Here is a 21047-nt window from a genome sequence, read left to right on the forward strand (position 1 = left end):
ATGCAACTCTAATGTCCTTTTTGCGGGCTTGGGAGCACAATTCTGAGCCAAAATGCGCTTAAATAAGACTTTTTATGTGACTTGGGTAATACGGTATAGTAGCTATTGACCTGACGCTCCTGTCGATATGATGTGGGCCACTGTATCGTGGGTTATATTTGTTCGGCGTGTTATTGCTGCAGCGCTTGAATGGAACAGGAAAACCGTGTTTCGTTGGTAGTAACGCTTTGCACCAGCAGGAGGAATGAAGTGAGCGACGCCGTATCGGCAAATCTGGAGCCCGCCAAAAAAATGGGGTTCCAAAATGAAGACCTTATTCAGGAACTGGGTTACGACGATGACGTGGATTACGATCTGCGTGACTCGATCGAGGATCTGATTGGTTCAGAGCTGCTCACCGAAGAGGATCATGACGTTGTCGACGCAGTTATCTTCTGGTGGCGCGATGGCGATGGAGACCTTGTTGATTCGTTGATGGACGCGTTGAACTGCCTGGAGGAAAGCGGCATTGTTTGGCTGCTAACCCCGAAGCAGGGCCGCGACGGCCACGTATCCCCAGCACTAATTCAGCAGGAGGCACCGAGTGCTGGCCTGCACGTGACTACAAGTGAAGGTGTTTCGGAGGACTGGTCTGCAGTCCGCCTTGCCCCACGTAAGAAGAACTAATGATTCAAACAGGTTCGCGCCTGTTCGATTTCTCGCTGCAAAATCAATACGGTGAGTCGATAACCAGCACCGGGCTTTCTCAAGGCCGAGTGCTGGTTGTCTTTTTCCCCTGGGCCTTTTCCAGGGTTTGCGGTTCGGAGTTGGCGGCGCTTAATAAAGAGCATGAGTACTTTGCCGAACGCGAGGTGCGCATCGTAGGCGTATCAGTCGACCATAAATTCACCCTGCGCAGCTATGCGGAATCGCTAGATCTTGAATTCGAGCTTCTTGCCGACTTCTGGCCCCATGGGGACGTTGCACGGCAAGTCGGTGCGTTTGATGAGCTTCAAGGTGTCGCTACGCGCGTCTCCCTGCTCGTCGTTGACGGCCAGGTGCAGAAGATTTTCCGCAGCGGGATGGCAGAAGCTCGCGCGATTCAAGACTATATGGATGCTATCGAAGGCTTGTAGTACCAGGGGAACAGGCACTGTGCTCCAGTTCACGCGGAAAGCCTCCGCCTCGATTTGCGCGTTGGGAAATATCTCGGTAAAGTTATTCCTCGTTGGCTTCCAAAGCGAACATGGTTAGGGCCTTTAGCTCAGCTGGTAGAGCGTCACGTTTACACCGTGAATGTCATCGGTTCGATCCCGGTAGGGCCCACCAATTGTAATCCCGCTCCGACTAACCTAAACAGGTTGGTTAGGGCGGGATTTCTTGTGTTTTAGACCTGTTTTCAAGGTCACGCACTTACGCGTACTAGACCCGTATTTGAGACTCTTTCGTATCCTTTCTCCGAACTAAACACTTAAACGAAACGTAAGCAAAAGGTGAGAAACACGTAAGTCTATGCAGCATCAGCAACAGGTACAGGTCGGATTATCAATTCCAAACGCGAACTAAGATCATCCAAATCCTGATCGAGCGAGCCGGCGTAAGTGTCCAGTGTGATCGACGCTGTAGCGTGCTCCAACTGCCGTTGAACCGCCTTCACAGATGCGCCGGACCTTATCAGCCGCGATGCCGCGGTACGCCTCAAATCATGAACCCACAGTCCCTCGGGAACAGTAACTGGTTTTTTCACTCCTAGGCCCCGCGCCGCCCCGGCGGCGGCATTCACCTTTGGTAACGTCATTGTCAAACTGACGATGTTTGAAATTGTTGGGTCGAATTTGGAAACCGCGAACAGTAGTGAACACTAGATTGTTGCCCCGCCGATGCTGCACTAGTTCCTGAAGCAACTTCGCCAGGGACGGTGCAACCGACACAATGCTAGCCTTACCGCTCTTGGGCGGGCCAACAACCGGAGGCCCACCTTTCAAGAACACTACTGACCGTTCTATTCGGATACGCCCTCGATCCAACTGCAGATCCTTCACCCGTGGTTCTACGGCTACACCAATACGCAAACCACGCGTTGCCAGTAACCAAATCAATGGCCTGAAATGTTCATCAATCGCATCTGTCAAAGCAGTAACCTGTTGCACTGAAAGGAAAAGGTGCTCGCGTGCACGTCCTTTCGGGGGCTGAGCTTTAGCGGCAGGATTTTTGCCAATCAGCCGGTCCTCCACGCACCAGGACATGAAAGTTAGAAATCGTCCGTGGATCGTTCCGACCGTACGTGGCGCCAAGTCGATTCTGCCAACTCAGTCTTGAACATCGCGCTTGCGAACAGCGCCAACAGTCCAGTCTTTCCATTGCGGTTTCAGGTGCGCACGTATGTCGGACTCTGCTGCATTGCGCGTCGATGCCTTCCAACGGACTGATGCGGAAAACTACTGGCCCATAAGATCGCCAATGAATTTTTCGCGTGCGTCTAGGTAGTTTCCGGTATTCTTGTCGGCTGTTACGTCGTCCAGGAATGCTTGTGCTTGCTCTTGGGTGGGGAACTTCTTTGTTCTCGCGATTCCGTCGAGGTCATCCCAGATTGCCATCCAGCGGTTTCCGACACCATAGGTGCTTTTACGTTTGCGTTTTCCTTCGCTGTCTTTCTTTTTTGAGAGCCAGCGGTCTTCTACTCTGGCGACCATGATTGTGTCTCCTGTTTTTGGGTGCGCTGAAGTAGTCGCATGTATGCGTGGATGTCTCGGGGGAGCACTTCGAGCTCCGCGGCGAGGGAGGTTGAGGTTCTGTATATTTTGGATGCCGCGGCGAACTAGTTCGGGCATATTAGCCACGACGCTGCCAGTTCCTCAGCTGCGCGTTCTTGCCTAGGGTGGTGACCAGAGTGCTCTAGAGCGGCGTGCGCTACTTCGTGGTGCAACGTTGAGTTGCGTTGAATCGGGGCAAGCCTGGAGCGCAGGTAGACCGTGTTTGTGGATAGATCGTAGACTCCCCACCAGTTGTCGGGAAGCTCGGATTCCACAATCCGGGCTCGTATGCGAGATAAGATGTTCTTCGAATATACGTTCGAATATGCAGTTAGGCTACGAGAAATAAGCCATCGGTTGGATAGTTGTCTGAACCCTAAGGGTAGACGGTGTCCTCTGGGCGCTCGGGATTAATTTCTCCCTTGGCACGAGAAGAAGCAGAACTATCCGCAACCACTTGGGACCAGTCAGGAGTCGACTCTTTCACGGCGCGTAGAGGGGTCACGTTGTCTGGTTCTGCGTCGACGGAATCCACTTGTTCGGCCCACCAGCGCAAGTGCTCAGCCATGTCCAGGAGCATTCGCTGAGACTCCTTGTGAAGGTTCTTTCCACCGTAGATAACTAGATCCCGGCCCCACTCAGGAGTGATGCCGACAGTTACGCCGGCCGCAGCCAGGACCCGTGATTCGGGAACTACTAGAACCTTTGCCAGCGCGCGGATGACCTTTACGGTGGGCAGGTCTGTCAGCTGCTGGGTTGCCATTCTTTGGAGGTTGCTACGGGTTAGGATGCCATTGCTTTGGATTGCGAGTCCTTCGTAGGAGTTGTCTCGCTTGCGGTTTGCGATGAGCTCGGCAAGCGTTTCGTCTTTAGGTGCTTTGTTCATGTTTCCTAAACTGCTCCCGAGCCCGAAGTTCTGCAATCCAGTTGAAATGGACGTCTTTACTTCCTATTCTGTCCCATCTCGCCTTACTTGTTTACTGATTCTCTGCGAGTTTTCAAACAGCCCTCGTGAATTCAAGCAAAAAAGCGTCCATCTAGACCTGCCATTTCCTTACTGAGAATTGATGATAGATCTATCGAAACAAGCGCAAACATCTTTACAGAAAGGCCCGACTTGAGTTCACCGTTCCGCACCGCAAACCCGTGGAAAGGGTTTGGGTACATGCAGCTCATATCAGATGAAACATTCAAACCTTCGTGTTCACCAAAGAGGGCAAGCAGGCGGTCTTGGCCGGAAAACCTCTTGATAGCAGGAAGATGCGACAGTGCACACTCGCCGAAAGAGCCGGGGTGTCGCCAGCTTTTATCGCCCATCTGGTCTCCGGTTATCGCACCACCTGCAAACCGGAAAAGGCGCAAGCGATCGGCAGATGCGCTTGGCGTCAATCTCCTACTTATTTTTTACCCGAAAGCGTCTAGCTCAATTGGACGCATAGCCAGTTGAAAATCTTTCAAGAAAGGAATCAGCGTGTCTGACATGACAGTCGAACAAGCCTCGGAAGAGCTTCAGCAGAGCCCGACGATGATTCGCATGCTCGCCAACCGTGGAAAGTTCCCCGGAGCCTACAAATCCGACATGGGCGGACGCACATCACCATGGCGCATCCCGCACAGCGCACTAGACCGCTTCCGCAAAGGCCAGCCCCACGGGTACCGGTCATGAGCCGGTAACTTGAGCGGGTCAGATTCGACTCGATCAGACACGGTGAACGGCACGCTCCGGACTCTTGTTGCAGGAGGACTGCACGAATCACTACTGATCCCAGTTGATGGCCGGGATGGGAAGTATGCGCAGTGGCTTCATGATGTTATGCGAACGCAGACTACTCGGAACGAGACTGGGCTGCTGACTACGCCTGGGCATCACATGCTGATGGAGTACTACGGAGATGGGGTAACTCACCCGGTGTCGAAGGTCATCCCGACGATCCCGACTGTAGATCGTTTCGCGATGGTCACCACGATGCGCGGGACCGCGGAGAACCAGCTGCAGAACAGTTCCCGACCAGCTTCGGATCCTCTGGGCACACTCACGGCCGGAGCTAACCACCACGGACTGACCGAGTGGGCGGTGGAGGACATCAACGAATGCGAGTTCCGCAGGTTGGAACCCCACGAAATCAGCCGCGGCATGGCGTTCCCGAAGGACTACATCATGACCGGCAACAAGCGCGAGTCGGTCAAGCAAGCTGGCCACGCAGTAACCCCGCTAGCCGCACGTGACCTTGGGATCATCGCGGTAGGGAGTTTGGCGGGCGCGTGACGGACGGGCAATTGAGCATTCAGGACCGACTTGAACGTGAGCGTGAGGTACAGGTCCCGTTCATCGTCGCCAGTGGACCGAGCAAGTATGACCATGACTTTTGCGCGTACTGCGATTCAACGTCGCGACTCGACGAGAGTGGTGCTGGGCCAGCGTGCGATATGTCGCCATCGTACTGGTATTGGATCTGCGCCTGTTGCCTTAAACGCTACCGAGGCAGGCGACCGACAAGGGAACTGTGGACAATCAAGGAGGTCATATGAACGCGTAACTCATGGCAACGGACTAGTGCAGGCAAATGCGCCAAGTGGGAATGGCGAGGGCCGCTCAGAGTCTACTGGTGTCCTTTAGGACATCTTCTCCAACTCTGTAGGTGTTCATCATGAATTCGATCATTTCCTTTTCGTCGAATGGTTCATCTCCAAGGAAAACGGGCATGGCTACTGCGAAGCCCGAGTGAGCGTTGACGAGCGCGTCGATTGTTGCTTGACGTAGCTCGGGATCGTTCTCTTCGAGGATCTGATGTATCAATTCGCGAATTAGCGGCGGCCACATAAACAGTAGATTTCTCAGATTCATAGCGAGGCCGCCAATTAATCCGAGCTTGTGCACAAGTGCAAACATGCGTTTATATGTGGGTCTGAACGAATCCTTGGACATGTTATCCAAGCTAGAGATCGAATCGTCGAGTAGCGTCATGAACTCAAAAACCACCTCAATTGCTCGTGACCGTTGGGCTTCCAGGGCCGCTTGTTTGGTGGTGACGAACGCCAGGCGAGCTTGATGTCGATTAGTTGCAACGACCACGCCCCACGCGACGAGCGCTGCGGCTACAGCAGAGACGAAAGCACCAATTGCGCCTGACCATAATTCGAGCCATGTTTCTTGCGAGAGTCCCCATAACATGCACTTCAGCTTACTTGAAAGGAAAATGAATTGGTTGATCATAATGTGGGCACTTCCCGAAGTGATGGGGCGACCATCAGGCAGCCTGCGCATGAAACGTTTCGCGAAGCGCCGAATATCGGGAACGTCGATATCAACAAGCAGATCACTTCATGACGTCATCTTTCGAGTCACGGCACCCTAGGTGCGGTTATTGCGGGGCGTGGGGGCAAGCGGTACGGCGACAGGATCCAATGTAACAACCCCGCCTGCGCACGCACCAGCACCTACACGAGTCCAGAAACGTCGCTCATCCCAGATATCGGATAGCGAGACCAACCACACCGAAAACCCAACCAGCCCAAACCCCGGCAGTTCGCGCCGGATCAAGACCAACTCGATTTTGAAGGAGATGGACAATGCGACTCGTAATCATTGAATCCCCGTGCGCAGGCGACATTGAACGCAACGAACAGTATGCCCGCCGGGCCCTGGCAGACAGCGTGGCACGTGGTGAAGCGCCCATCGCATCCCACTTGCTCTACACCTAATCCGGCGTACTAGATGACACGATCCCGGGGGAACGAGCCAAAGGGAGCAGCGCCGGCCTCGCATGGGGCAAGCACGCTGCAGCGACCGTCGTCTACACCAACTACGGCATCACCGACGGCATGGTCCAAGGCAACCTCGACGCACAAAAACAAGGCCGGCCCATCGAATTCCGCGGCATCGGGACAAACTAATGAGTGCGCAAGAAGAACAGGTTGAGCCCATCGAAGTCCAGACTGAAATCTTTGATGTGTTGGACGCTGAGTCGTGAGTCAGAACCAGTATTTCAAGCGGAGTCCGCGTCCTGCTTGCCGTGATGAGTATTGTTTGAAGGTTTGGGCGCCGGATAAGGGCACGATCCGGCAGTTGTATAGGGAGATTGTTGCTGAGACCCGTCATGACAACCCAGTTCGGTTCTAAGAGCATTGTGGTGGGTGGCATTGGACTTCTGATGTTGAAGGTTTCCGCAAACCGGCGGGATGCTAGTTATTTGTTGTGGGCGTGGGGATACTCGCGCCCACAACATCCAGTTCAACTAAGGCAGCGGAGATCATCATCAGCCTGACGGGCACGGTCCGCAGGCAGCAATCGGATATCAATACGCTCCTGTCGGAGCTTACCGAGTTGAGGAAAACCAAATGAAACCGTCTGACCTCGCAGTGAAACCCATTCGTGACATGCATGTGGAATTGGATGTGGTTATCGAATTTGCCATCCCCGAAGCCCTCACTCTGCTGGACCGTTGCGACCAATGCGGGGCACAGGCCATGCATGTGTTCGCGTACAGAATCCTTGGGGGAGTCTCGTTGCTGATGTTCTGCAATCATTACGCCCGCAACTTGTGGAACGCCGGCGCACGCCCGACACACCACCGGGACTACCGCATGAACCACACCGACTGGGAAGCCCAAGCCACAGCCCGGGCAGCGAAAGCGAAAGGTCAAGCTAAGGGCGTCGTCGACCCGGCGCCACCAACCCCAATCCACTTATCCATGTGGGATTTGGACCGCTGGGCCTAACCACACCAAGCAGGAGTCAAACAAATGAGCAAGCGACCAAATACCCAACGCGCAGCCAAACGCCGCGCAGCACGGGAACACAACAAATCCGACGTGTGTCCAACCCGCAAGGACAAGACCAACCGCAACTACCAGTACTACCGGTGCGGATGCCAACGCGAGCAGGTGACCTCATGAACCAGCACATCACCACAGAACTCGTGGAAACCATCGTCATTCACGAAGTCAACTGGTTACACGTCACCGGAAACCACCCACACATGCACTCATGGGACGAAAGGCCACCCATCGAAAAGCATCGGATCCGCGAAGCAGTACTCTCTAACCTCAACGCCATCATCCCGATTCTCATCGCCGAAGGATGGGCCACCCCGGAACAGGTCCGCCAATACCGGGGCATCGCCAATAAGCACGTACCAACAGGTGACGCGGCGTGACCCAGGAAATAGACCTCACTGCGCTGCGCAAGATCGCAGAAGCAGCAACCCCCCGGGCCGTGGGACAACTATGGGTCTTTGGGACATGCAGTATTCACAACTGCAGATTTCGGTGACCCAGATTATGATCCACCGGCGGTGTCAATAGGACCGGATCGTCTTGTCGATGCCGAGTTCATCGCCACGTTTGATCCGCCTACCGTCCTCGCGCTCCTCATCCAACTGGAATAGGCTAAGGCGCAGGTAGCAAGAGTGCGGGACATGGCCGAAGAAATGGGCGAGGCCATTGGTTTCGCCCGCCTCGATCACGGCCAAGAAGCCGAGTACCCGGTCAGCTACTTTCGCGACAAGCTCGAAGAAGCGTTGTTCGGTGAGCCGAATGAGTGAACCACGCTGTAAAGTACGAATGGGCCCGTTCACTCGCAGATGGTGGGTCATCCCGCCGCGAGGCCGAAGAAAGCATTTGCCATACTTGCCGAGGCCGTTGACTACGTCGACAAGCAAGCACGCACCACCGCGAACGGGGAATGAGTTCGGGTATTCAGTCTCCGTCATCCATTTCGACGACGTTAGCAACAACCATCGAATCAACGTCTGTTCCCGCGACTGCACCGTCCCGAGGATGCGCAAGACTAGAGCCTTCCTCAAGTGACTGCATTTCCAAAGAAGTACCTGGAACCGTGGGTGATGCGACGGTGTAAATATCGTCGTTGCCCACGTACCGAACTTCAATATCGATATCCATGAACAAAGTATCGCCGCAGGCAAGCCACCGATCAAAGGTGAAAAGGAAAAAAATTGAGCAATCTACCCGGCAACCCGCACGCTGAGAATGCAGCGTTCGGACTCAGCGTAACAATCCTATCCAGCGACGATTCGGGAACCCAGCAGATCGAGTCGTTACTCGTAGACAACGCACAACCACGCTTGCCTTGGCCTACGAACAGCGCACCGCCAACCTACTGAAAGTCCTTGAACTGCAAGGATGGATGCAGGACACCCAGCAGGCATTCAATCTAAGTGCGTTCGACGTTGCAGAGCGTCTCGGCCTCGAAGCTAAACCTGAAAGCAGGCCATTCTGATCTCTAGCACCTCGCTAAACGAAGAAGCGCTCTCGCCCGCCTGATCATGCAAAAAGACCTTCCATACGGAAGTTTTGGCTCACACGTAAGGCTAGACGAGAACGCCACACACAAGGTTATCGAACTGCTGAAGCCACTCCTCGCCGTCGCCCAGCCGATAGTGAGCAGCGCGGAAGAGTTTGAGACATTGCCACAGGAGACGGTCATTCGCTCGGTGAAGCTCAGAGTTGTTCGCGAGCGGTGCGCGTCAGGCTGGCTGGCAACTGGAGCTAACGGATTCGAAAGCTCAGACGACATCTCAGAGCGCAACCATGTAGTCCTATACCGCCCGATCGTAGACGATGCCTAAGCATGAAGAACGGCGCCTCACCCCGAAGAGTGAGACCCCGTCCGATAGTGCAGATTACGCCTTCTTGCGTGTGATCAGTCCCCGGATAATGAGTACGATCAGCGAGCCGCCGATGGCCAGCAACCACGTCGAAAGCGACCAGAACTTATCGACACCAACGTCAAACAACGCGGAGCCGATCCAGCCACCAACAATGGCACCAACAGCACCCAGCACGAGGGTAGCGAGCCAGCCGCCACCCTGCTCAACTGGCTTGATCGCCTTGGCGATCGCACCAGCAATAAGGCCTAGAACAATCCAACCAATAAAACCCATAACTTCATCCTCAAGGATCGAGTAATTTCGTTCAGCATCTGGACTGAGAGGCACAAGGAAAAACACTAACGGGCAGTAGGAAAAGAAGTCAGCAAAAACGAAGGGACACACGATGTCCATCATGGAAATCCTCGTAGCACACCCCACTATCAGCCCGCTGACTTTACGGATGTGGAAAACCGTTGCAAATGCGGACACCAGTACGGCGAAAGCGTCGGTGATTTCTCGCATCCGAGACAGATGCGCCACAACCACGTCGCTCAGGTGCTCGACCAGCACATGCAGGAACGAGAGGCGGCTGTGCACTTGAAAGCACGAGACCGCATGGCAAAGCAGTGGCCGTTGGTGCTTGACGAGTTTGTGGCTGGCGAGGTTTGTGACTGGCTGGAACACGAAGCTGACAAGATCAAGGAGTCCTCTGATGGGCGCGAATGTCAAGGTGCAGGCGAGCTATGGCGGTTCAGTTAGTTCCTGCACTAGGCTCGCTAAGATCTTCGGCAGCACTGCTTCGGCGAATCGCGCGAAGCTTCATTAGGCGGTCGGATCCTTCCTCCGTAAGGACCCAATAGCGCCCGCCATCGCTTGGCGGCCTGCGTTGCGTGCCTTTTTCGATGTAGTTCAGGGCGCGAAATTGAACCAAGACCGCACTGAATCCGTCATCATACAACGACAATTGGGCGAGCCTCACAATACCCTCAGGACGGTTATTCTCGCCCCACAGCTCTTGCGTGCACATCTGCTCCAATTTGGACTTCATGCCCACTTCATCCAGTTCCTGGAAGAGCGCCGGCCCAATGGCAAACAGGATCTGATCCCAAGTTACCTGAATGTTCCATTTACCTTTCCGGCGAACTTCGTCACTTTTCTCGTTCTCTTTAGACCAAATGTCTACGAAGACTTCCAAACTAATTTCATCGTTTCCCTCCGCCAGATCATCGGCGATCCTCGGGGTGCCAGACTTTTGGGCGAGCTCGCTTCGGAGAGACGCAACTTCACGCTTGAGTTCACTAATCTCAAGCTCCACCTCAGGTGTCATTGCATGGTTACCGCGGACCCAGCCAATAGCAGGCTTGTTCTTGCGCAACTTCATAAGAGCTTGTGCCACATAGCCAGGCAACTCATCGCCGTTGTTCCACAACTTCACCATCCGAGATTGAACTTTGGTGCGGAACCCTTCCAGTTTCTCCCGCTTGGCGTCATTCTGATCGGTCTTGTCGGCGGCAATCGAGCCGGGATTAGCGTGGATGAAAGCCATGATAGGTTTCCCCTGCTCCACGGCGTAATCGTATTCTTTCTCGGTGTAGCTAAGTTGGCTTTCTTCATCCTCTGCACCGTAACGCGCGCCAATGATCAGCAAGTAGTAGTCGGAATCGTCGATTACTCCCTTGATAAGGTCCCACTTATCATCGTCGGATGCGGGGAAAGTCTCCATTCCAGCGGGAAAACAGTCAGCTTCCAAAAGGCCTTGAATGACTTTATTTCGTTCATCTTTGAGGTCTATGTATGTGGAGCTAATGAAGACTTGCTCGCGAATTTCCATTTGTTCTCCCACTTCTATTGCGAACCCGCAACCGTAGCCAAATTTGGAAGTAGCCAGTTAGCAGGTGCGACGGATTTTGAGTTTTCTCTACCGCTCACCGGTGTCTGGACATTCGTTAACAATCGTAACGCGAAGCCTCCGTAATGGTGCATGATCGAGAGTCTCGCGCCAACGGAGAAGCCCCACCAATGCGCAACTCGCGGCCGCATCCACTTCGTCCCCAGCCTCGCCCGAGACTGCGAAAACCACCACGAAACAGCAGGAATACCCAATGACTAAACGGAAATTGTTTCACCGAGATCCTGCAAATCGTCATCAGACTCGTCGTCCGACCCGTCGGAATCCCCGGCTTCAAGGGCCATCATTACGAAGTTCGTTGCAGTACTGATTGGGATTCCGGTGGCGATGTCAATAACAACTCCTGCAGATATACGGGCGGCCCACTTAAAGAATTTCTTGGCTTTCTTCTTATCTGTTTCATTTTGTGCAGCTGCGAAAAGGAGGCCAGAAAGTGTTGCAAGTTGCTGAACTACGGTATCTAGAGGAACCAGATCGCTTGCGAGAGTGCCACGCATGATCATGATGTGGCGTGATATGCCAGTTTGTAGTTGTTTGGGGATTGATGAGATCGGAAGTGACGAATCGATATCGTCGAGAATCTCGAAGAGCCAAGCGAAGTCGTACTGTTCGCGAGCACCAGGATATAGCCCGTCTCTTTCCGTGAAACCAGCGGCCATTCGCACAATATCCACATCGTTGTGATGCATTCTGGAGTAATCGCCCGTCAAGCATCGGGACACGTCATCAGGAACCGACCAAACGATTTCGTTCAACTTTTCCAGATTTACGTAGTTGTTAGATCCGTCGCTGCTGGCACCGAAAAATGTTTCAGCTACCATCTGGGCCTCGTACGCACGTCGCCTGGACGCGACAACGGCGGACTCACCTTGGCGCCCATCTAGAAGCGACAAGAGTTCGGTCTCCAGATCTTCTCTCGTGGACGTGTTAGACCGCGATCTTGTCGACAGTGAATGAATTACGTCGGCAATAGTAAGCAGAGGGTTCTTGGTCATTTCTTCCTACCTTAGATGTAGATGAATTTTTTAATTATGGCTCTAATCAGTGAAACTAGCTAATTCATATTCCAGTCACAAAATAGAGAGTAAAAATCATGAGCACTGACACTGACAACAACTACAAACCAAACTACGCACGAGCCCTCACAACCCAAGAATTCCACCGCCACACAGGAACCATCAAACCCTACAAATACCGCGGCGCCGGACACGACATCATCAGCAACAACGACTTCAGACCCGGAACCCCGCACCCCACCTACTCCGGATGCAAAAAACACGGAGGCCCAAAACAATGACCACCACCGACCCACTCAACCAGGCCGCAGAAATCCTCAACAAGAAGCCCTTAATCTAGCCCGATTCTGCTATTTGAATCGGATATATAACCAGTTAGAATGGAATCAGGTAGAACCAGACGACGTCGTATTCCATGAGATTCCCGGAAAACCCGGAATCCTCCACAATGAATACACCTACAACACCCCCACACCAGTGCACGCAGCACACGTCGTAGGGCCAAAGCTAATCCCCAAACTCAGGCGCCGTGAGAAATGGGGGTTATACGCAGGGTCCGTCATCGCGGACATTCTAGAAAAGGTTAGGTGGCCACGGTGAAGAAACTCAACGCAGGGGATAAGTGCCAAGTTGAATCAGCAGACGCATAGATCCCTGCAACTATTCTCACGGTTTATCCTGGGCACGCTGGTGCGATGGTGCTACCGGATGATTGGGCGACTTCGGTGTGGGAGGAAGCGAAGCAAATACGCCCCGCGCACGTAACCCCAGACCCGCACGACGTGGCGTACCAAGGCGAAGTAGGCGACCACCAACCACACGCCGCCCTCGTCGGCCTTAGCCCCAACATCGTTTCCCTTGACAGCCGTCGCCACCAGACCGAACTAACTGACTTCCAAAATCGTATGGCCTACGTCGGTGTTGAAGGCGAGGAGCGAGACGCATACCTCGAAGTGATCCTTGAGTTCGCCAAAGCCGCGCTCTCCGCCGAGCAGCTAATGCCTTATGATGGCATCTTTGGCCGCATCATCGTCCAGGGTTTCACCCCAGGCGAAGTGGATAACAGTACAATCCGCGCACTGCGCGCCCGCTACGCACGACCACAGGCAAACCTGCACCACATCACCGCAGAGTACCGGGAATAGCTCTTGGCGGCGAAGATCAGCCCCGAACAACTCGCCACCGCAATTAAACGATACAAAGGCGACCACCAATTCGCGCCAGGGCAAAGAAACGCGGACAACGCCATGGCCAAGGCGAACCCTGCCAAGCACCACCCGTCCACGGCGGAACCCGCTGCGGCAAACACGGCGGCAAGTCACCCACAGCACAAGACGCAGCAACAGTACAAGCAATGGAAGCAGAAGCCGTGGAAGTCCTAGGATGCATCGACCCCGACGGCATCAACCGGCACCCAGTGGAACATCTCCTCAACCTCATCAACCAAAAAGCCGCCGAAGTCGCATGGCTCTGCTCACTAGTGAAAGACCTCCCCGAAGAAGACCTATAGTTCGGCGAAACCAAACACGAACGAGGCGAAGAAAAAGGCGAACCAACCAACCTCAAAACCGATGGGGCTGGCATCAACATCAAATGGCAAGCACTCAGCCAAGCAGAAGAACAACTGGCGAAATGGGCCAGCATGGCCGTCAAAGCAGGTGTCGAAGAACGCAAAATTCGCCTCGCCGAAGAACAAGGCCAACTCGTCTTCACCGCCATCCAACAAATCCTCGACGGCCTCAACCTCACCCCAGCACAAGCCAGACTCGTACCCCAAATCGTTCCCAACGCACTACGCCAACTCACCCAGGAACAACAATGACCACCCAAACCCACGAACACACCTACGCGTTCACTCAACTCACCGAAAACGTAGACATCCCGCTCCCATGCGAAGGAGAAGGCCACCCGCAAGGCCACTATGGACACCAGGCAGGTGCATCCGCCGCCTACTCAATGCACTGGGAATGCCACAAATGCCACTACACCGAGTCGTACCTCATGTGCGACGGTCGGTACAGGACGTTGCGCGCCCTCCTTGAATTCGGGGAAACCCTCCTCAACTGCGATCACCAAGTGAAATCATCCGAAGCGCTCGTCAGGGTCGTGAAGCTATGAGCACCCACAGATCGTCGCATTCACTGCAGGCGCGGCAGTCCTCATATTTATGGCTTATTGGACCGCCGCCGCCCGTTGCAAGTTGTTCGGGCACGCCTGGTACAGGGTCTGCGCATGGTCGCGCACCTACAAATGCCAGCACTGTGGAACCACGCGGAAGGCCCAGCAATTACAGTCACCACCACCCACCTGGACCCATGGGCCACGGACGGCAGCAGTGAAGAAAACGGACTAGACCACATCGTCTGCACACACCTCGAATTCAAACCCTGCCAAAACTGCGGAGAGGAAACACCATGAGCGAACCAATCATCAACAACATCAACATCTACGGCCTAGAAGTGCCCATGATCATCCCAGAAGGACACATCGTCACCGGGGCAGTCGTACTCCTCACTACCGCGGGAATGGACGAACGCGGCACCCGTGACGGGTTCTTGTGTGGCAACAGCGAAATGCCTCACGTGCAACTGGTAGGAATGCTCCGCACCGCAAGCCTAGAGGCAAAAGAAGAAGAAGAAGCCTTGGGGTACGGGGCATCATGCGCTTGCGAGAACTGCAATGATGACTAGCCTCAGCCTCCTCGCAATCGGCACGGGCGGCGCCGGATTCATCGCCGGAGCGTTGCTCGTGCATTGGGCATACAAACCAGTGAAATTCGTACCTGGCTTAACTGATCATCCGGCTCTCCCTCTTGGTTCGCTTCCCGCGGTGGACCTTGCAATAGATTTTGACCACGACACGGCAACAAGGACGTGGATTCGTAATCCCGAATACAAAGGCAGTGAGAATGACTGCCGTTGACACCCTAACCCACCCAGAACACACCACCACCAGCGAAGACAACCTCTCCCATCGATTCTGCCGCGGACAAGCCCAAGCCTGGCTAGAAGGCGAACCGGCCACCGCCCGCTGCGGCAAAACCAAACACGACTGGCAACCAGCAACCGGCGACGACATGCTCTGCATCATCTGCTGGCACTACTGGAAAACGCAGCAATGCGCACACTGCAACGAACAATCCCGAGGCAGCAACTAAACAATGGCGCTATCGTCAGCAGCAGAAACCATACACGAAGGGCACCGCATATCACCCAGCGGACTGAAGTCCTACCGCGTCGCACGCCCGGGAGAGCTCGCAACTCAAACCGTAGTGCACCCCTAATACGCTGGCGGCCCCGACGACCCCTACGAAGACAACAAAGTCGCTGAAGCCTGGGGCCTAGACGCAGACGCATACCTGTTCAACTTAATCAAATGCATTGCCCGCGCAGGAAAGAAAAACCTCCGAGATGAGGACCTTCGAAAAGGACGCTTCTACCTCGACCGCCGAATCAACCACCCCAAGGACAACACGTGAACATCACCGTCAAAGAACTCAAACCCTGAGATCGCCTCTTCGTCAGAGGAATACCAAGCACCGTCTAGCAATCAGGACCGGCTATCTCTGATCCTGGCCTGATCATCATCAGCTGGCGAGACGCAAAAGGGGAACTTCGCCACAGGTGCGCAGGATCCGACGCACCAATAACCATCCAGGAGGAACAGTCAAGCGACTTATCCCAGCATTCGCAATCATCGGACTACTAGTGGCCGGGTGTGCTAGTGGTGCCGCGAACGTTGAAACGGGCGAACCAACGACACTCTACGAACGTTACATCATCCTGAAAGACGGCCGCGAGGTGACATGCATTGTCCACTCGCGAAGCTATCAGGGTGGGCTCTCATGCGACTGGGATAAGGCACGGTAGCCATGCCAATCAAAGCTGAAGCGCGCCGCCTATCCGGCATCGATCAAGGCAAAACCATCAGCATGTTCTGCCGAGAAACCCGACGATCCATCTCCACCGAAATACTCGCCATAGGACAATGGCCCGACGTAACCCGCATCTGGGTACCAACAGAACTCGACCAAGACCCCTACGACCTCGATCCCACCCAACTAGTCCTAATCACCGGGCGAAACAAATAGAATCAGAGAATGATTAGAGCTGACGAAATCACATGCCAAATAGCAGACCCTAACGCTGTCAAAGTCGAACTCATCGACTGCAGTACAAGCCTCATTGATTCAGCAAAAGGGCTAGAGCTCATGTGGTTGGCAGTAGGTTCAATCGGAGCATTCTTTGCCATGGTCATAACCATTTTCATGGCTCGTTACGCTTGGAAAGCTTGGAATACATCGCAGGATCAATTGGAGCTCACAAGAGAAATAGCATTGGAGCAACAACGACTTCCGGCACTCGCAGAATTTATCAAAGCTCTGCGTCTCCTTGTTTTCGTTGACACCTCAAAGGACGACGTCCAAACAGCGAGAGCACTAGCTCGTGAAGCTTCGCTGCATGCGGAGTTGTGGACGATCAGCTACAAGAAAATCTTTGATAGCAACGTTGTACCAAAGATTATTACTGAAATAGAAAGCGACATTATCTGGTGCTACCACGTCCTGAGCCGGGAAGATCAAGAGCAAGTGGTGCCAAGATTGACTCCGAATCTTTTCGCTGTAATCGGCGCGGTGGCGGAGTCGACCAAGCTGTTTATCTCTATTCGTGAAACCTCCTACGACTTGCACCGTCGGAATATCTCCGAAGCTGAGGCTTTGAAAAACCTTGAGTCATCACTGAAAGCGTTTTTGGAATACAGGAAGTCAAAAGATTGAACTGCATTATTTGTGATTACCAAACACCGGAGGGCATATACTTGTGCAACAAGCATGTTCAGATGCTCCGTGAGCTTCTGCTGCATGTTTCGGATACGTTGAAAACTGCTGGGCAGACGTTGGCGAACATGGGTGTCCGGCCCAGTAACGGTTCATCGGGCACCGGGGAGCCGACGGCGCCGATGAACCTGGACATGGAAGAGCGCCTGGGGAAGTACGTGAAGCGCCTGGTGGAGCTCGCGCACTGGGCCAATGGAGAGTGTGGAGCACAATAAGCTGCGCATCTTCACGACTCCCACGAAGGTGGCCGAGTACCTGCACGCTGTCGCCATCCAGTAGATCAAGCGTGAAGATGTGGGCGACTTGTACTGGGAGCCGGCCGATTTGGAGCGCGCGGTCATATCGGCTGCAGACATTCCGCGTTCAAAGCGACCTTTGGGGGAGTGCGGGGCGCTCGACTTCACCGAAGTCGGCGCAGCGACCCGATGCGACGGCATCATCGAAGGGCACGAAACATCAACGGTCGGACGGCGCAAGACCTGCAAACGGGAACACGACACCGCGGACCAGATCTGCAACCGCATCACCGAGGCCTGGCACGTGCGGGCACCACTACGACAAATCCTCAAAGCCTTGAAGGAAGCCGGCTACCCTGCCAGCTACAACACTGCCAAATCATGGGTGAGACGAGGAAAACTCGCACCAACATGCGATATCGTCGCGTGACACGAGGGACACACACCAGCCGAAGTCCTCAAAGCCATACAAGAAACGGCCAGTTTAACAGGATATATGGCTAGTCAGACTAGGCAAAATCGGGTTTTGTATCTATCGTATATATCAAGATAGGTTTTCTCCACGTAGATACCTATCCCGCGCGTTAGAGTGGGACCCATTCCTACTGCGTGGAACAGCTGAGAGCGAGCCGCATCCTGACCTGTGCGAGCTAGAGGCAATGGCCGGCTAAAGTCCCAAAACCACCGCACAATTTCATGCCCCCAGGAACACGAGCCCGGGGGAGCGATGGATGGCTAACACTCCAGGGGTGTTACTGCGGTTCAATTCCCGGCAGCGCACGTTCCCGCCAAGGACAATAAATAGATGAATATTCGAATCTCAGCCCCCCGGAAGCGAAGGGCAGCGACTGTAGCTCAGTAGTAGAGCGCGTAAGAGGTCGCAGGTGCAAATCCTGCCAGTCGCACGCAATCCCGACAAGGATGCAGAATGAATGATCCCTGGGAGGTTAATCATCGCTGACCCAGCAGAGCTGGGCCCGGTCACGCATATAAGCGGCGAGACGGTGACCACCGCCGAGAAGCGTCGGAGCATCAACGGCTACCCGGTGCCGAACTGAAACCGAGATAAGTCAACGTAGCTCAACAGGTAGAGGGGCGGTCTCCAAAACCGCAGGTAGCAGGTTCGAGTCCTGCCGGTGGCGCGACGCGATTAGTGATCGCTCCTGCGACCATGCTTGGGTCCCTCTGGGTTGCATGGTCGGTTTTCCGCCCGACAGTCGGAACTACTATCGGTGATACCGGGAGGTGGATGGCTAGCCCTCTTGCAATCCGCCGTGAGCATGACTAACTACCATGCAAACCGGCAATGCCCTTGTAGCTCAACGGCAGAGCAACCGCCTTGTGAGCGGTAGGTTTCGCTTCATAGGAAATCTCGCCATCTTTGAACGTGAATTTCTTGGTGTCGTCACCCGAGGTCAAGATTGCGCTATCTGTGGATTTGCGATCGCGTTTCGAGGTCCATGAGTGGGATTCCGTTGCTCTCCCCGATAGTTTAGAAGTTCCGACCCAATAAAGCTACGCGGTGTCCCCGCTATTCGTCACCTAATTAATGGTGATGGAGTCCTCGTCGATCGTCGCTGCCTGGTACGCGTCGGGATCCAATGAATTCGTCTGATTCCAATTTCCAGCTAAATCTGCAGCTTCGGTAGCGTGGCGCTGCGTGGCAGTGGGCGATGCTGCCGAATTCGGGGGAGTCTGGGGCGTGTCTGCGCGCCGCAAGCTGATAGCGCAATGCATAGCGACTGTGATACGAATGCGAGTGATTTCTTCATGGGCCCAGTCTGGCTCACGGTGCGGACAATTTAGCGATCGCTGAAGCGTTGCGACCTTCAGCCCAGCTTTAATCGCAGCGTGGTGGAAATCCGCATGGGGTGATAGTGACACTCGGCACTCTTTTGTGAAATTGCCTTGTTCAATTTGCCAAGTCAGTCCCGGGTGTACTAAATTATTTCTTGTTGCAGAGGATGGACGAAGGAACGAAAATTCCTAGTTTGAAACTGCAGGAGGGCCTTTAGCTCAGATGGTAGAGCGTCACGTTTACACCGTGAATGTCATCGGTTCGATCCCGGTAGGGCCCACCAAAAAGATAACCGCTTCAATACTCCTGACTGGAGTGCTTGAAGCGGTTTTTCTGTATTCAAAGTTCGCCGAATCGGGCTTATAGGCAATAAATGGTGTCTGGCCCGGGCATGTCACCCGGACCAGACCACCTCAAAACCTTGAATTAGCGGCTACGCCCACCCCAACCAGCCCGAGCATAAAGACCCTCCTCAGCAATAGAAGCAGTGCCATAAACCTCAGGACCAACCAGGTCCGGAACAGGTTTCCTGGCCGCCTCCCGCTCCTTCAGCAAGAGCTCTGATTCCTTGATGACCAAAGGCAGCTTCGGACGTTCCAACGAATCCGCGTGCGTCCAGCAAAACCATTCACACGCACGCCGGCGATGCTCAATGGGCATGCCACGGTGGAGCCTAATCATCTCCCTGATCCCGGAATTAATCGCTCCTTCAATCATGTTCGTTGTCGTACTGACACTAAGACCAATGAGCTCCGGCTTCAGATACGTGAACAGATGGCCACGCTTCAAAACAGAGTTCATCGCGTTATAGGCCTTGAGTAGTCGCTCGTGGGTCGGCCAGGACTTCCGGGACTGACTGATGCCTTTGGGCCAGGGCCCAGCCCAGTCTTTGGCGTAGGTGCGCTCATCGAGCAGATACTGATACTTTGACTGCCATTCAGCTAAGGCAACCGCCCAACGGGCGGCTTCGTCCTGGTCTTTGATCCTGGTCAATTGCAAACTCAAATGCCGTAGTGACTTGCCTGCTTCCATTCGTGGCTTCAGGGTCAGGTACGTGCGTATGGTGCGTTGGATATGCACTAGGCATCGTTGGACTTCCACTCCGGGCCAGAGCATTTTCAGCGCTTTGAGCAGTCCTGAGCCACCGTCGGTGACAACGACTTTCGGTTGTGGGAAGTGTTTGAGCAGCGCGATCGAGGCAGCTGATTTTTCGTGGTCGCACCATTGCCAGCCGATGACTTTGCCGTTGGCGATAGCGATGAGCAGGCACCAGCCTGGGCGCAGGTAGATCCCGTCGACCTGGATCTCGTCAAAGACCTCGCCGGTCTGGTTCAGGTACGGATACACGTCCCAGCACCACTGGGTTTGGTAGCGGAAGGTCCTGCCAGTGCCGCCAGCGTGGTCGGCTTGGGTTTGCTTGCTCAGCAGCCAGTTGACGAAGCCGATGAGGACGTTGCGTTGGGTCGTATCTGGTCGTTGATGAGTGGTCGAGGCATTGCAGCTAATGCATCGCCATCGTTGCTTGCCGTTGCGTTTCCCGTTCTTCTTTTGAGGACTTTGGCAGATACTACATAGGTGGGTGTTTTTTCTATTAAGGGTCACACCTATGGGAACGAAATCCATGCAAAACATGATTCTGCCCCGGAGTGCCGGGGCAGGATCAAGTTTTCAGACACCATTTATTGCCTATAGGCCCCGAATCGGCATCGACGACTGCCAACAAACGAATAAAAATGTTGCCTGGACTTTGCAAGCCGCTCGGGCCAGACATCAAAAAAATATGCGACACCTGCCGCTTGCGTTTTCACCTCTTCCAATCCGCCAGCGAGAACGCCGCTTCGCGTGCGTCAGGGATGCATCGGGTGATGATTGCACAATTGCCCGATAAACGCGGAATTTCTTTGCCGC

General features: G+C 54.2%; 30 protein-coding genes, 3 tRNA genes and 1 pseudogene. 22 read left to right on the forward strand and 12 right to left on the reverse strand.

Going from position 1 to position 21047, the window contains the following annotated elements; genetic code table 11:
• Positions 1 to 291 precede the first annotated feature (291 nt).
• The 3 genes from AC6CHO_RS04100 to AC6CHO_RS04110 all read left to right on the forward strand — a co-directional run bounded on the left by AC6CHO_RS04100 (position 292) and on the right by AC6CHO_RS04110 (position 1308).
• On the forward strand, positions 292 to 666 hold the full coding sequence (locus tag AC6CHO_RS04100) for a DUF3052 domain-containing protein (protein WP_498214130.1): 375 nt from the start codon (positions 292 to 294) through the stop codon (positions 664 to 666).
• Entirely contained in the window at positions 666 to 1115 is a 450-nt protein-coding gene (locus AC6CHO_RS04105) for a redoxin domain-containing protein (RefSeq protein WP_498213840.1), read from the forward strand. Before AC6CHO_RS04100 ends, AC6CHO_RS04105 begins: the two co-directional genes overlap by 1 nt.
• A 117-nt stretch (positions 1116 to 1232) precedes the next feature.
• A tRNA-Val gene (locus AC6CHO_RS04110) sits at positions 1233 to 1308 on the forward strand.
• Between the two features lie 181 nt (positions 1309 to 1489).
• Here AC6CHO_RS04110 and AC6CHO_RS04115 read toward each other — a convergent pair.
• The 5 genes from AC6CHO_RS04115 to AC6CHO_RS04135 form a co-directional block, all read right to left on the reverse strand.
• Complete coding sequence (locus AC6CHO_RS04115) at positions 1490 to 1777, reverse strand: tyrosine-type recombinase/integrase (RefSeq protein WP_498213841.1); 288 nt, start codon at positions 1775 to 1777, stop codon at positions 1490 to 1492.
• A 640-nt stretch (positions 1778 to 2417) separates the two neighbouring features.
• Positions 2418 to 2672, reverse strand: coding sequence for a hypothetical protein (locus AC6CHO_RS04120; RefSeq protein ID WP_498213842.1), 255 nt, complete (start codon positions 2670 to 2672; stop codon positions 2418 to 2420).
• Positions 2673 to 2797: 125 nt separating this feature from the next.
• Positions 2798 to 3007, reverse strand: coding sequence for an ImmA/IrrE family metallo-endopeptidase (locus AC6CHO_RS04125; protein ID WP_498213843.1), 210 nt, complete (start codon positions 3005 to 3007; stop codon positions 2798 to 2800).
• Between the two features lie 101 nt (positions 3008 to 3108).
• Positions 3109 to 3618, reverse strand: a complete 510-nt coding sequence (locus AC6CHO_RS04130; protein ID WP_498213844.1) for a hypothetical protein — start codon at positions 3616 to 3618, stop codon at positions 3109 to 3111.
• 131 nt (positions 3619 to 3749) lie between these two features.
• The gene (locus AC6CHO_RS04135) at positions 3750 to 4121 is read right to left on the reverse strand and encodes a hypothetical protein (RefSeq protein WP_498213845.1); all 372 of its coding nucleotides are present in this window, start codon (positions 4119 to 4121) and stop codon (positions 3750 to 3752) included.
• 91 nt (positions 4122 to 4212) lie between these two features.
• Between AC6CHO_RS04135 and AC6CHO_RS04140 the strand changes: the two genes are divergently transcribed.
• Positions 4213 to 4398, forward strand: a complete 186-nt coding sequence (locus AC6CHO_RS04140; protein WP_498214131.1) for a helix-turn-helix domain-containing protein — start codon at positions 4213 to 4215, stop codon at positions 4396 to 4398.
• A 147-nt stretch (positions 4399 to 4545) separates the two neighbouring features.
• Entirely contained in the window at positions 4546 to 4998 is a 453-nt protein-coding gene (locus AC6CHO_RS04145; protein ID WP_498213846.1) for a DNA cytosine methyltransferase, read from the forward strand.
• A 327-nt stretch (positions 4999 to 5325) separates the two neighbouring features.
• Here the strand turns inward: AC6CHO_RS04145 and AC6CHO_RS04150 are convergent, their stop codons facing one another.
• Complete coding sequence (locus AC6CHO_RS04150) at positions 5326 to 5904, reverse strand: hypothetical protein (protein ID WP_498213847.1); 579 nt, start codon at positions 5902 to 5904, stop codon at positions 5326 to 5328.
• Between the two features lie 398 nt (positions 5905 to 6302).
• Between AC6CHO_RS04150 and AC6CHO_RS04155 the strand changes: the two are divergent.
• From AC6CHO_RS04155 to AC6CHO_RS04175, 5 genes and pseudogenes are all read left to right on the forward strand, one after another.
• Positions 6303 to 6626 (forward strand): annotated as a pseudogene (locus tag AC6CHO_RS04155) (DUF7768 domain-containing protein).
• Between the two features lie 444 nt (positions 6627 to 7070).
• Positions 7071 to 7451, forward strand: coding sequence for a DUF7455 domain-containing protein (locus AC6CHO_RS04160; RefSeq protein WP_498213848.1), 381 nt, complete (start codon positions 7071 to 7073; stop codon positions 7449 to 7451).
• Positions 7452 to 7475: 24 nt separating this feature from the next.
• Positions 7476 to 7628: a hypothetical protein gene (locus AC6CHO_RS04165; RefSeq protein ID WP_498213849.1), complete on the forward strand. Its 153-nt coding sequence runs from the start codon at positions 7476 to 7478 to the stop codon at positions 7626 to 7628.
• Positions 7625 to 7888 (forward strand): hypothetical protein, encoded by a 264-nt coding sequence (locus AC6CHO_RS04170; RefSeq protein WP_498213850.1) that lies wholly within the window; start codon positions 7625 to 7627, stop codon positions 7886 to 7888. The genes AC6CHO_RS04165 and AC6CHO_RS04170 overlap by 4 nt, the downstream gene beginning before the upstream one ends.
• Positions 7889 to 8149: 261 nt before the next feature.
• A complete protein-coding gene (locus tag AC6CHO_RS04175) occupies positions 8150 to 8275 on the forward strand; it encodes a hypothetical protein (RefSeq protein WP_498213851.1) in 126 nt (41 codons plus the stop codon).
• Positions 8276 to 8429: 154 nt separating this feature from the next.
• On the opposite strand, the gene AC6CHO_RS04180 is transcribed toward AC6CHO_RS04175, so the two are convergent.
• From AC6CHO_RS04180 to AC6CHO_RS04195, 4 genes are all read right to left on the reverse strand, one after another.
• Positions 8430 to 8633 (reverse strand): hypothetical protein, encoded by a 204-nt coding sequence (locus AC6CHO_RS04180; RefSeq protein WP_498213852.1) that lies wholly within the window; start codon positions 8631 to 8633, stop codon positions 8430 to 8432.
• Between the two features lie 740 nt (positions 8634 to 9373).
• Entirely contained in the window at positions 9374 to 9634 is a 261-nt protein-coding gene (locus tag AC6CHO_RS04185) for a GlsB/YeaQ/YmgE family stress response membrane protein (protein ID WP_498214132.1), read from the reverse strand.
• Between the two features lie 460 nt (positions 9635 to 10094).
• Positions 10095 to 11174, reverse strand: a complete 1080-nt coding sequence (locus AC6CHO_RS04190; protein WP_498213853.1) for a DUF4062 domain-containing protein — start codon at positions 11172 to 11174, stop codon at positions 10095 to 10097.
• Positions 11175 to 11449: 275 nt separating this feature from the next.
• On the reverse strand, positions 11450 to 12073 hold the full coding sequence (locus AC6CHO_RS04195; RefSeq protein WP_498213854.1) for a hypothetical protein: 624 nt from the start codon (positions 12071 to 12073) through the stop codon (positions 11450 to 11452).
• A gap of 272 nt (positions 12074 to 12345) precedes the next feature.
• Between AC6CHO_RS04195 and AC6CHO_RS04200 the strand changes: the two genes are divergently transcribed.
• From AC6CHO_RS04200 to AC6CHO_RS04210, 3 genes are all read left to right on the forward strand, one after another.
• Positions 12346 to 12549 (forward strand): hypothetical protein, encoded by a 204-nt coding sequence (locus tag AC6CHO_RS04200; RefSeq protein WP_498213855.1) that lies wholly within the window; start codon positions 12346 to 12348, stop codon positions 12547 to 12549.
• Between the two features lie 624 nt (positions 12550 to 13173).
• Positions 13174 to 13413 carry a hypothetical protein gene (locus AC6CHO_RS04205; protein ID WP_498213856.1) on the forward strand — a complete coding sequence of 80 codons (240 nt, stop codon included), beginning with the start codon at positions 13174 to 13176 and terminating at the stop codon, positions 13411 to 13413.
• 209 nt (positions 13414 to 13622) lie between these two features.
• Positions 13623 to 13778 (forward strand): hypothetical protein, encoded by a 156-nt coding sequence (locus tag AC6CHO_RS04210; protein ID WP_498213857.1) that lies wholly within the window; start codon positions 13623 to 13625, stop codon positions 13776 to 13778.
• Here AC6CHO_RS04210 and AC6CHO_RS04215 read toward each other — a convergent pair.
• Positions 13773 to 13991, reverse strand: coding sequence for a hypothetical protein (locus AC6CHO_RS04215; protein ID WP_498213858.1), 219 nt, complete (start codon positions 13989 to 13991; stop codon positions 13773 to 13775). The two genes, AC6CHO_RS04210 and AC6CHO_RS04215, sit on opposite strands and share 6 nt — an antisense overlap.
• A 691-nt stretch (positions 13992 to 14682) precedes the next feature.
• Here AC6CHO_RS04215 and AC6CHO_RS04220 point away from each other — a divergent pair.
• The 9 genes from AC6CHO_RS04220 to AC6CHO_RS04260 all read left to right on the forward strand — a co-directional run bounded on the left by AC6CHO_RS04220 (position 14683) and on the right by AC6CHO_RS04260 (position 19422).
• Entirely contained in the window at positions 14683 to 14958 is a 276-nt protein-coding gene (locus AC6CHO_RS04220; RefSeq protein WP_498213859.1) for a hypothetical protein, read from the forward strand.
• A 218-nt stretch (positions 14959 to 15176) separates the two neighbouring features.
• Entirely contained in the window at positions 15177 to 15425 is a 249-nt protein-coding gene (locus AC6CHO_RS04225) for a hypothetical protein (protein WP_498213860.1), read from the forward strand.
• Positions 15426 to 15626: 201 nt separating this feature from the next.
• Complete coding sequence (locus AC6CHO_RS04230) at positions 15627 to 15746, forward strand: DUF3310 domain-containing protein (RefSeq protein ID WP_498214133.1); 120 nt, start codon at positions 15627 to 15629, stop codon at positions 15744 to 15746.
• Between the two features lie 393 nt (positions 15747 to 16139).
• The gene (locus AC6CHO_RS04235; RefSeq protein ID WP_498213861.1) at positions 16140 to 16358 is read left to right on the forward strand and encodes a hypothetical protein; all 219 of its coding nucleotides are present in this window, start codon (positions 16140 to 16142) and stop codon (positions 16356 to 16358) included.
• Between the two features lie 9 nt (positions 16359 to 16367).
• Positions 16368 to 17045, forward strand: coding sequence for a hypothetical protein (locus AC6CHO_RS04240; protein WP_498213862.1), 678 nt, complete (start codon positions 16368 to 16370; stop codon positions 17043 to 17045).
• A gap of 62 nt (positions 17046 to 17107) precedes the next feature.
• Entirely contained in the window at positions 17108 to 17320 is a 213-nt protein-coding gene (locus AC6CHO_RS04245; protein WP_498213863.1) for a hypothetical protein, read from the forward strand.
• Positions 17321 to 17399: 79 nt separating this feature from the next.
• Positions 17400 to 17771 (forward strand): hypothetical protein, encoded by a 372-nt coding sequence (locus tag AC6CHO_RS04250; RefSeq protein ID WP_498213864.1) that lies wholly within the window; start codon positions 17400 to 17402, stop codon positions 17769 to 17771.
• A 414-nt stretch (positions 17772 to 18185) separates the two neighbouring features.
• Positions 18186 to 18246, forward strand: a tRNA-OTHER gene (locus AC6CHO_RS04255).
• Positions 18247 to 19346: 1100 nt separating this feature from the next.
• Positions 19347 to 19422: transfer RNA gene (locus tag AC6CHO_RS04260), tRNA-Val, on the forward strand.
• Between the two features lie 143 nt (positions 19423 to 19565).
• Here AC6CHO_RS04260 and AC6CHO_RS04265 read toward each other — a convergent pair.
• Complete coding sequence (locus tag AC6CHO_RS04265; protein WP_498213865.1) at positions 19566 to 20762, reverse strand: IS1249 family transposase; 1197 nt, start codon at positions 20760 to 20762, stop codon at positions 19566 to 19568.
• Positions 20763 to 21047: the final 285 nt, after the last annotated feature.

It is taken from the genome of Glutamicibacter sp. GQ173 (genome assembly GCF_059759215.1).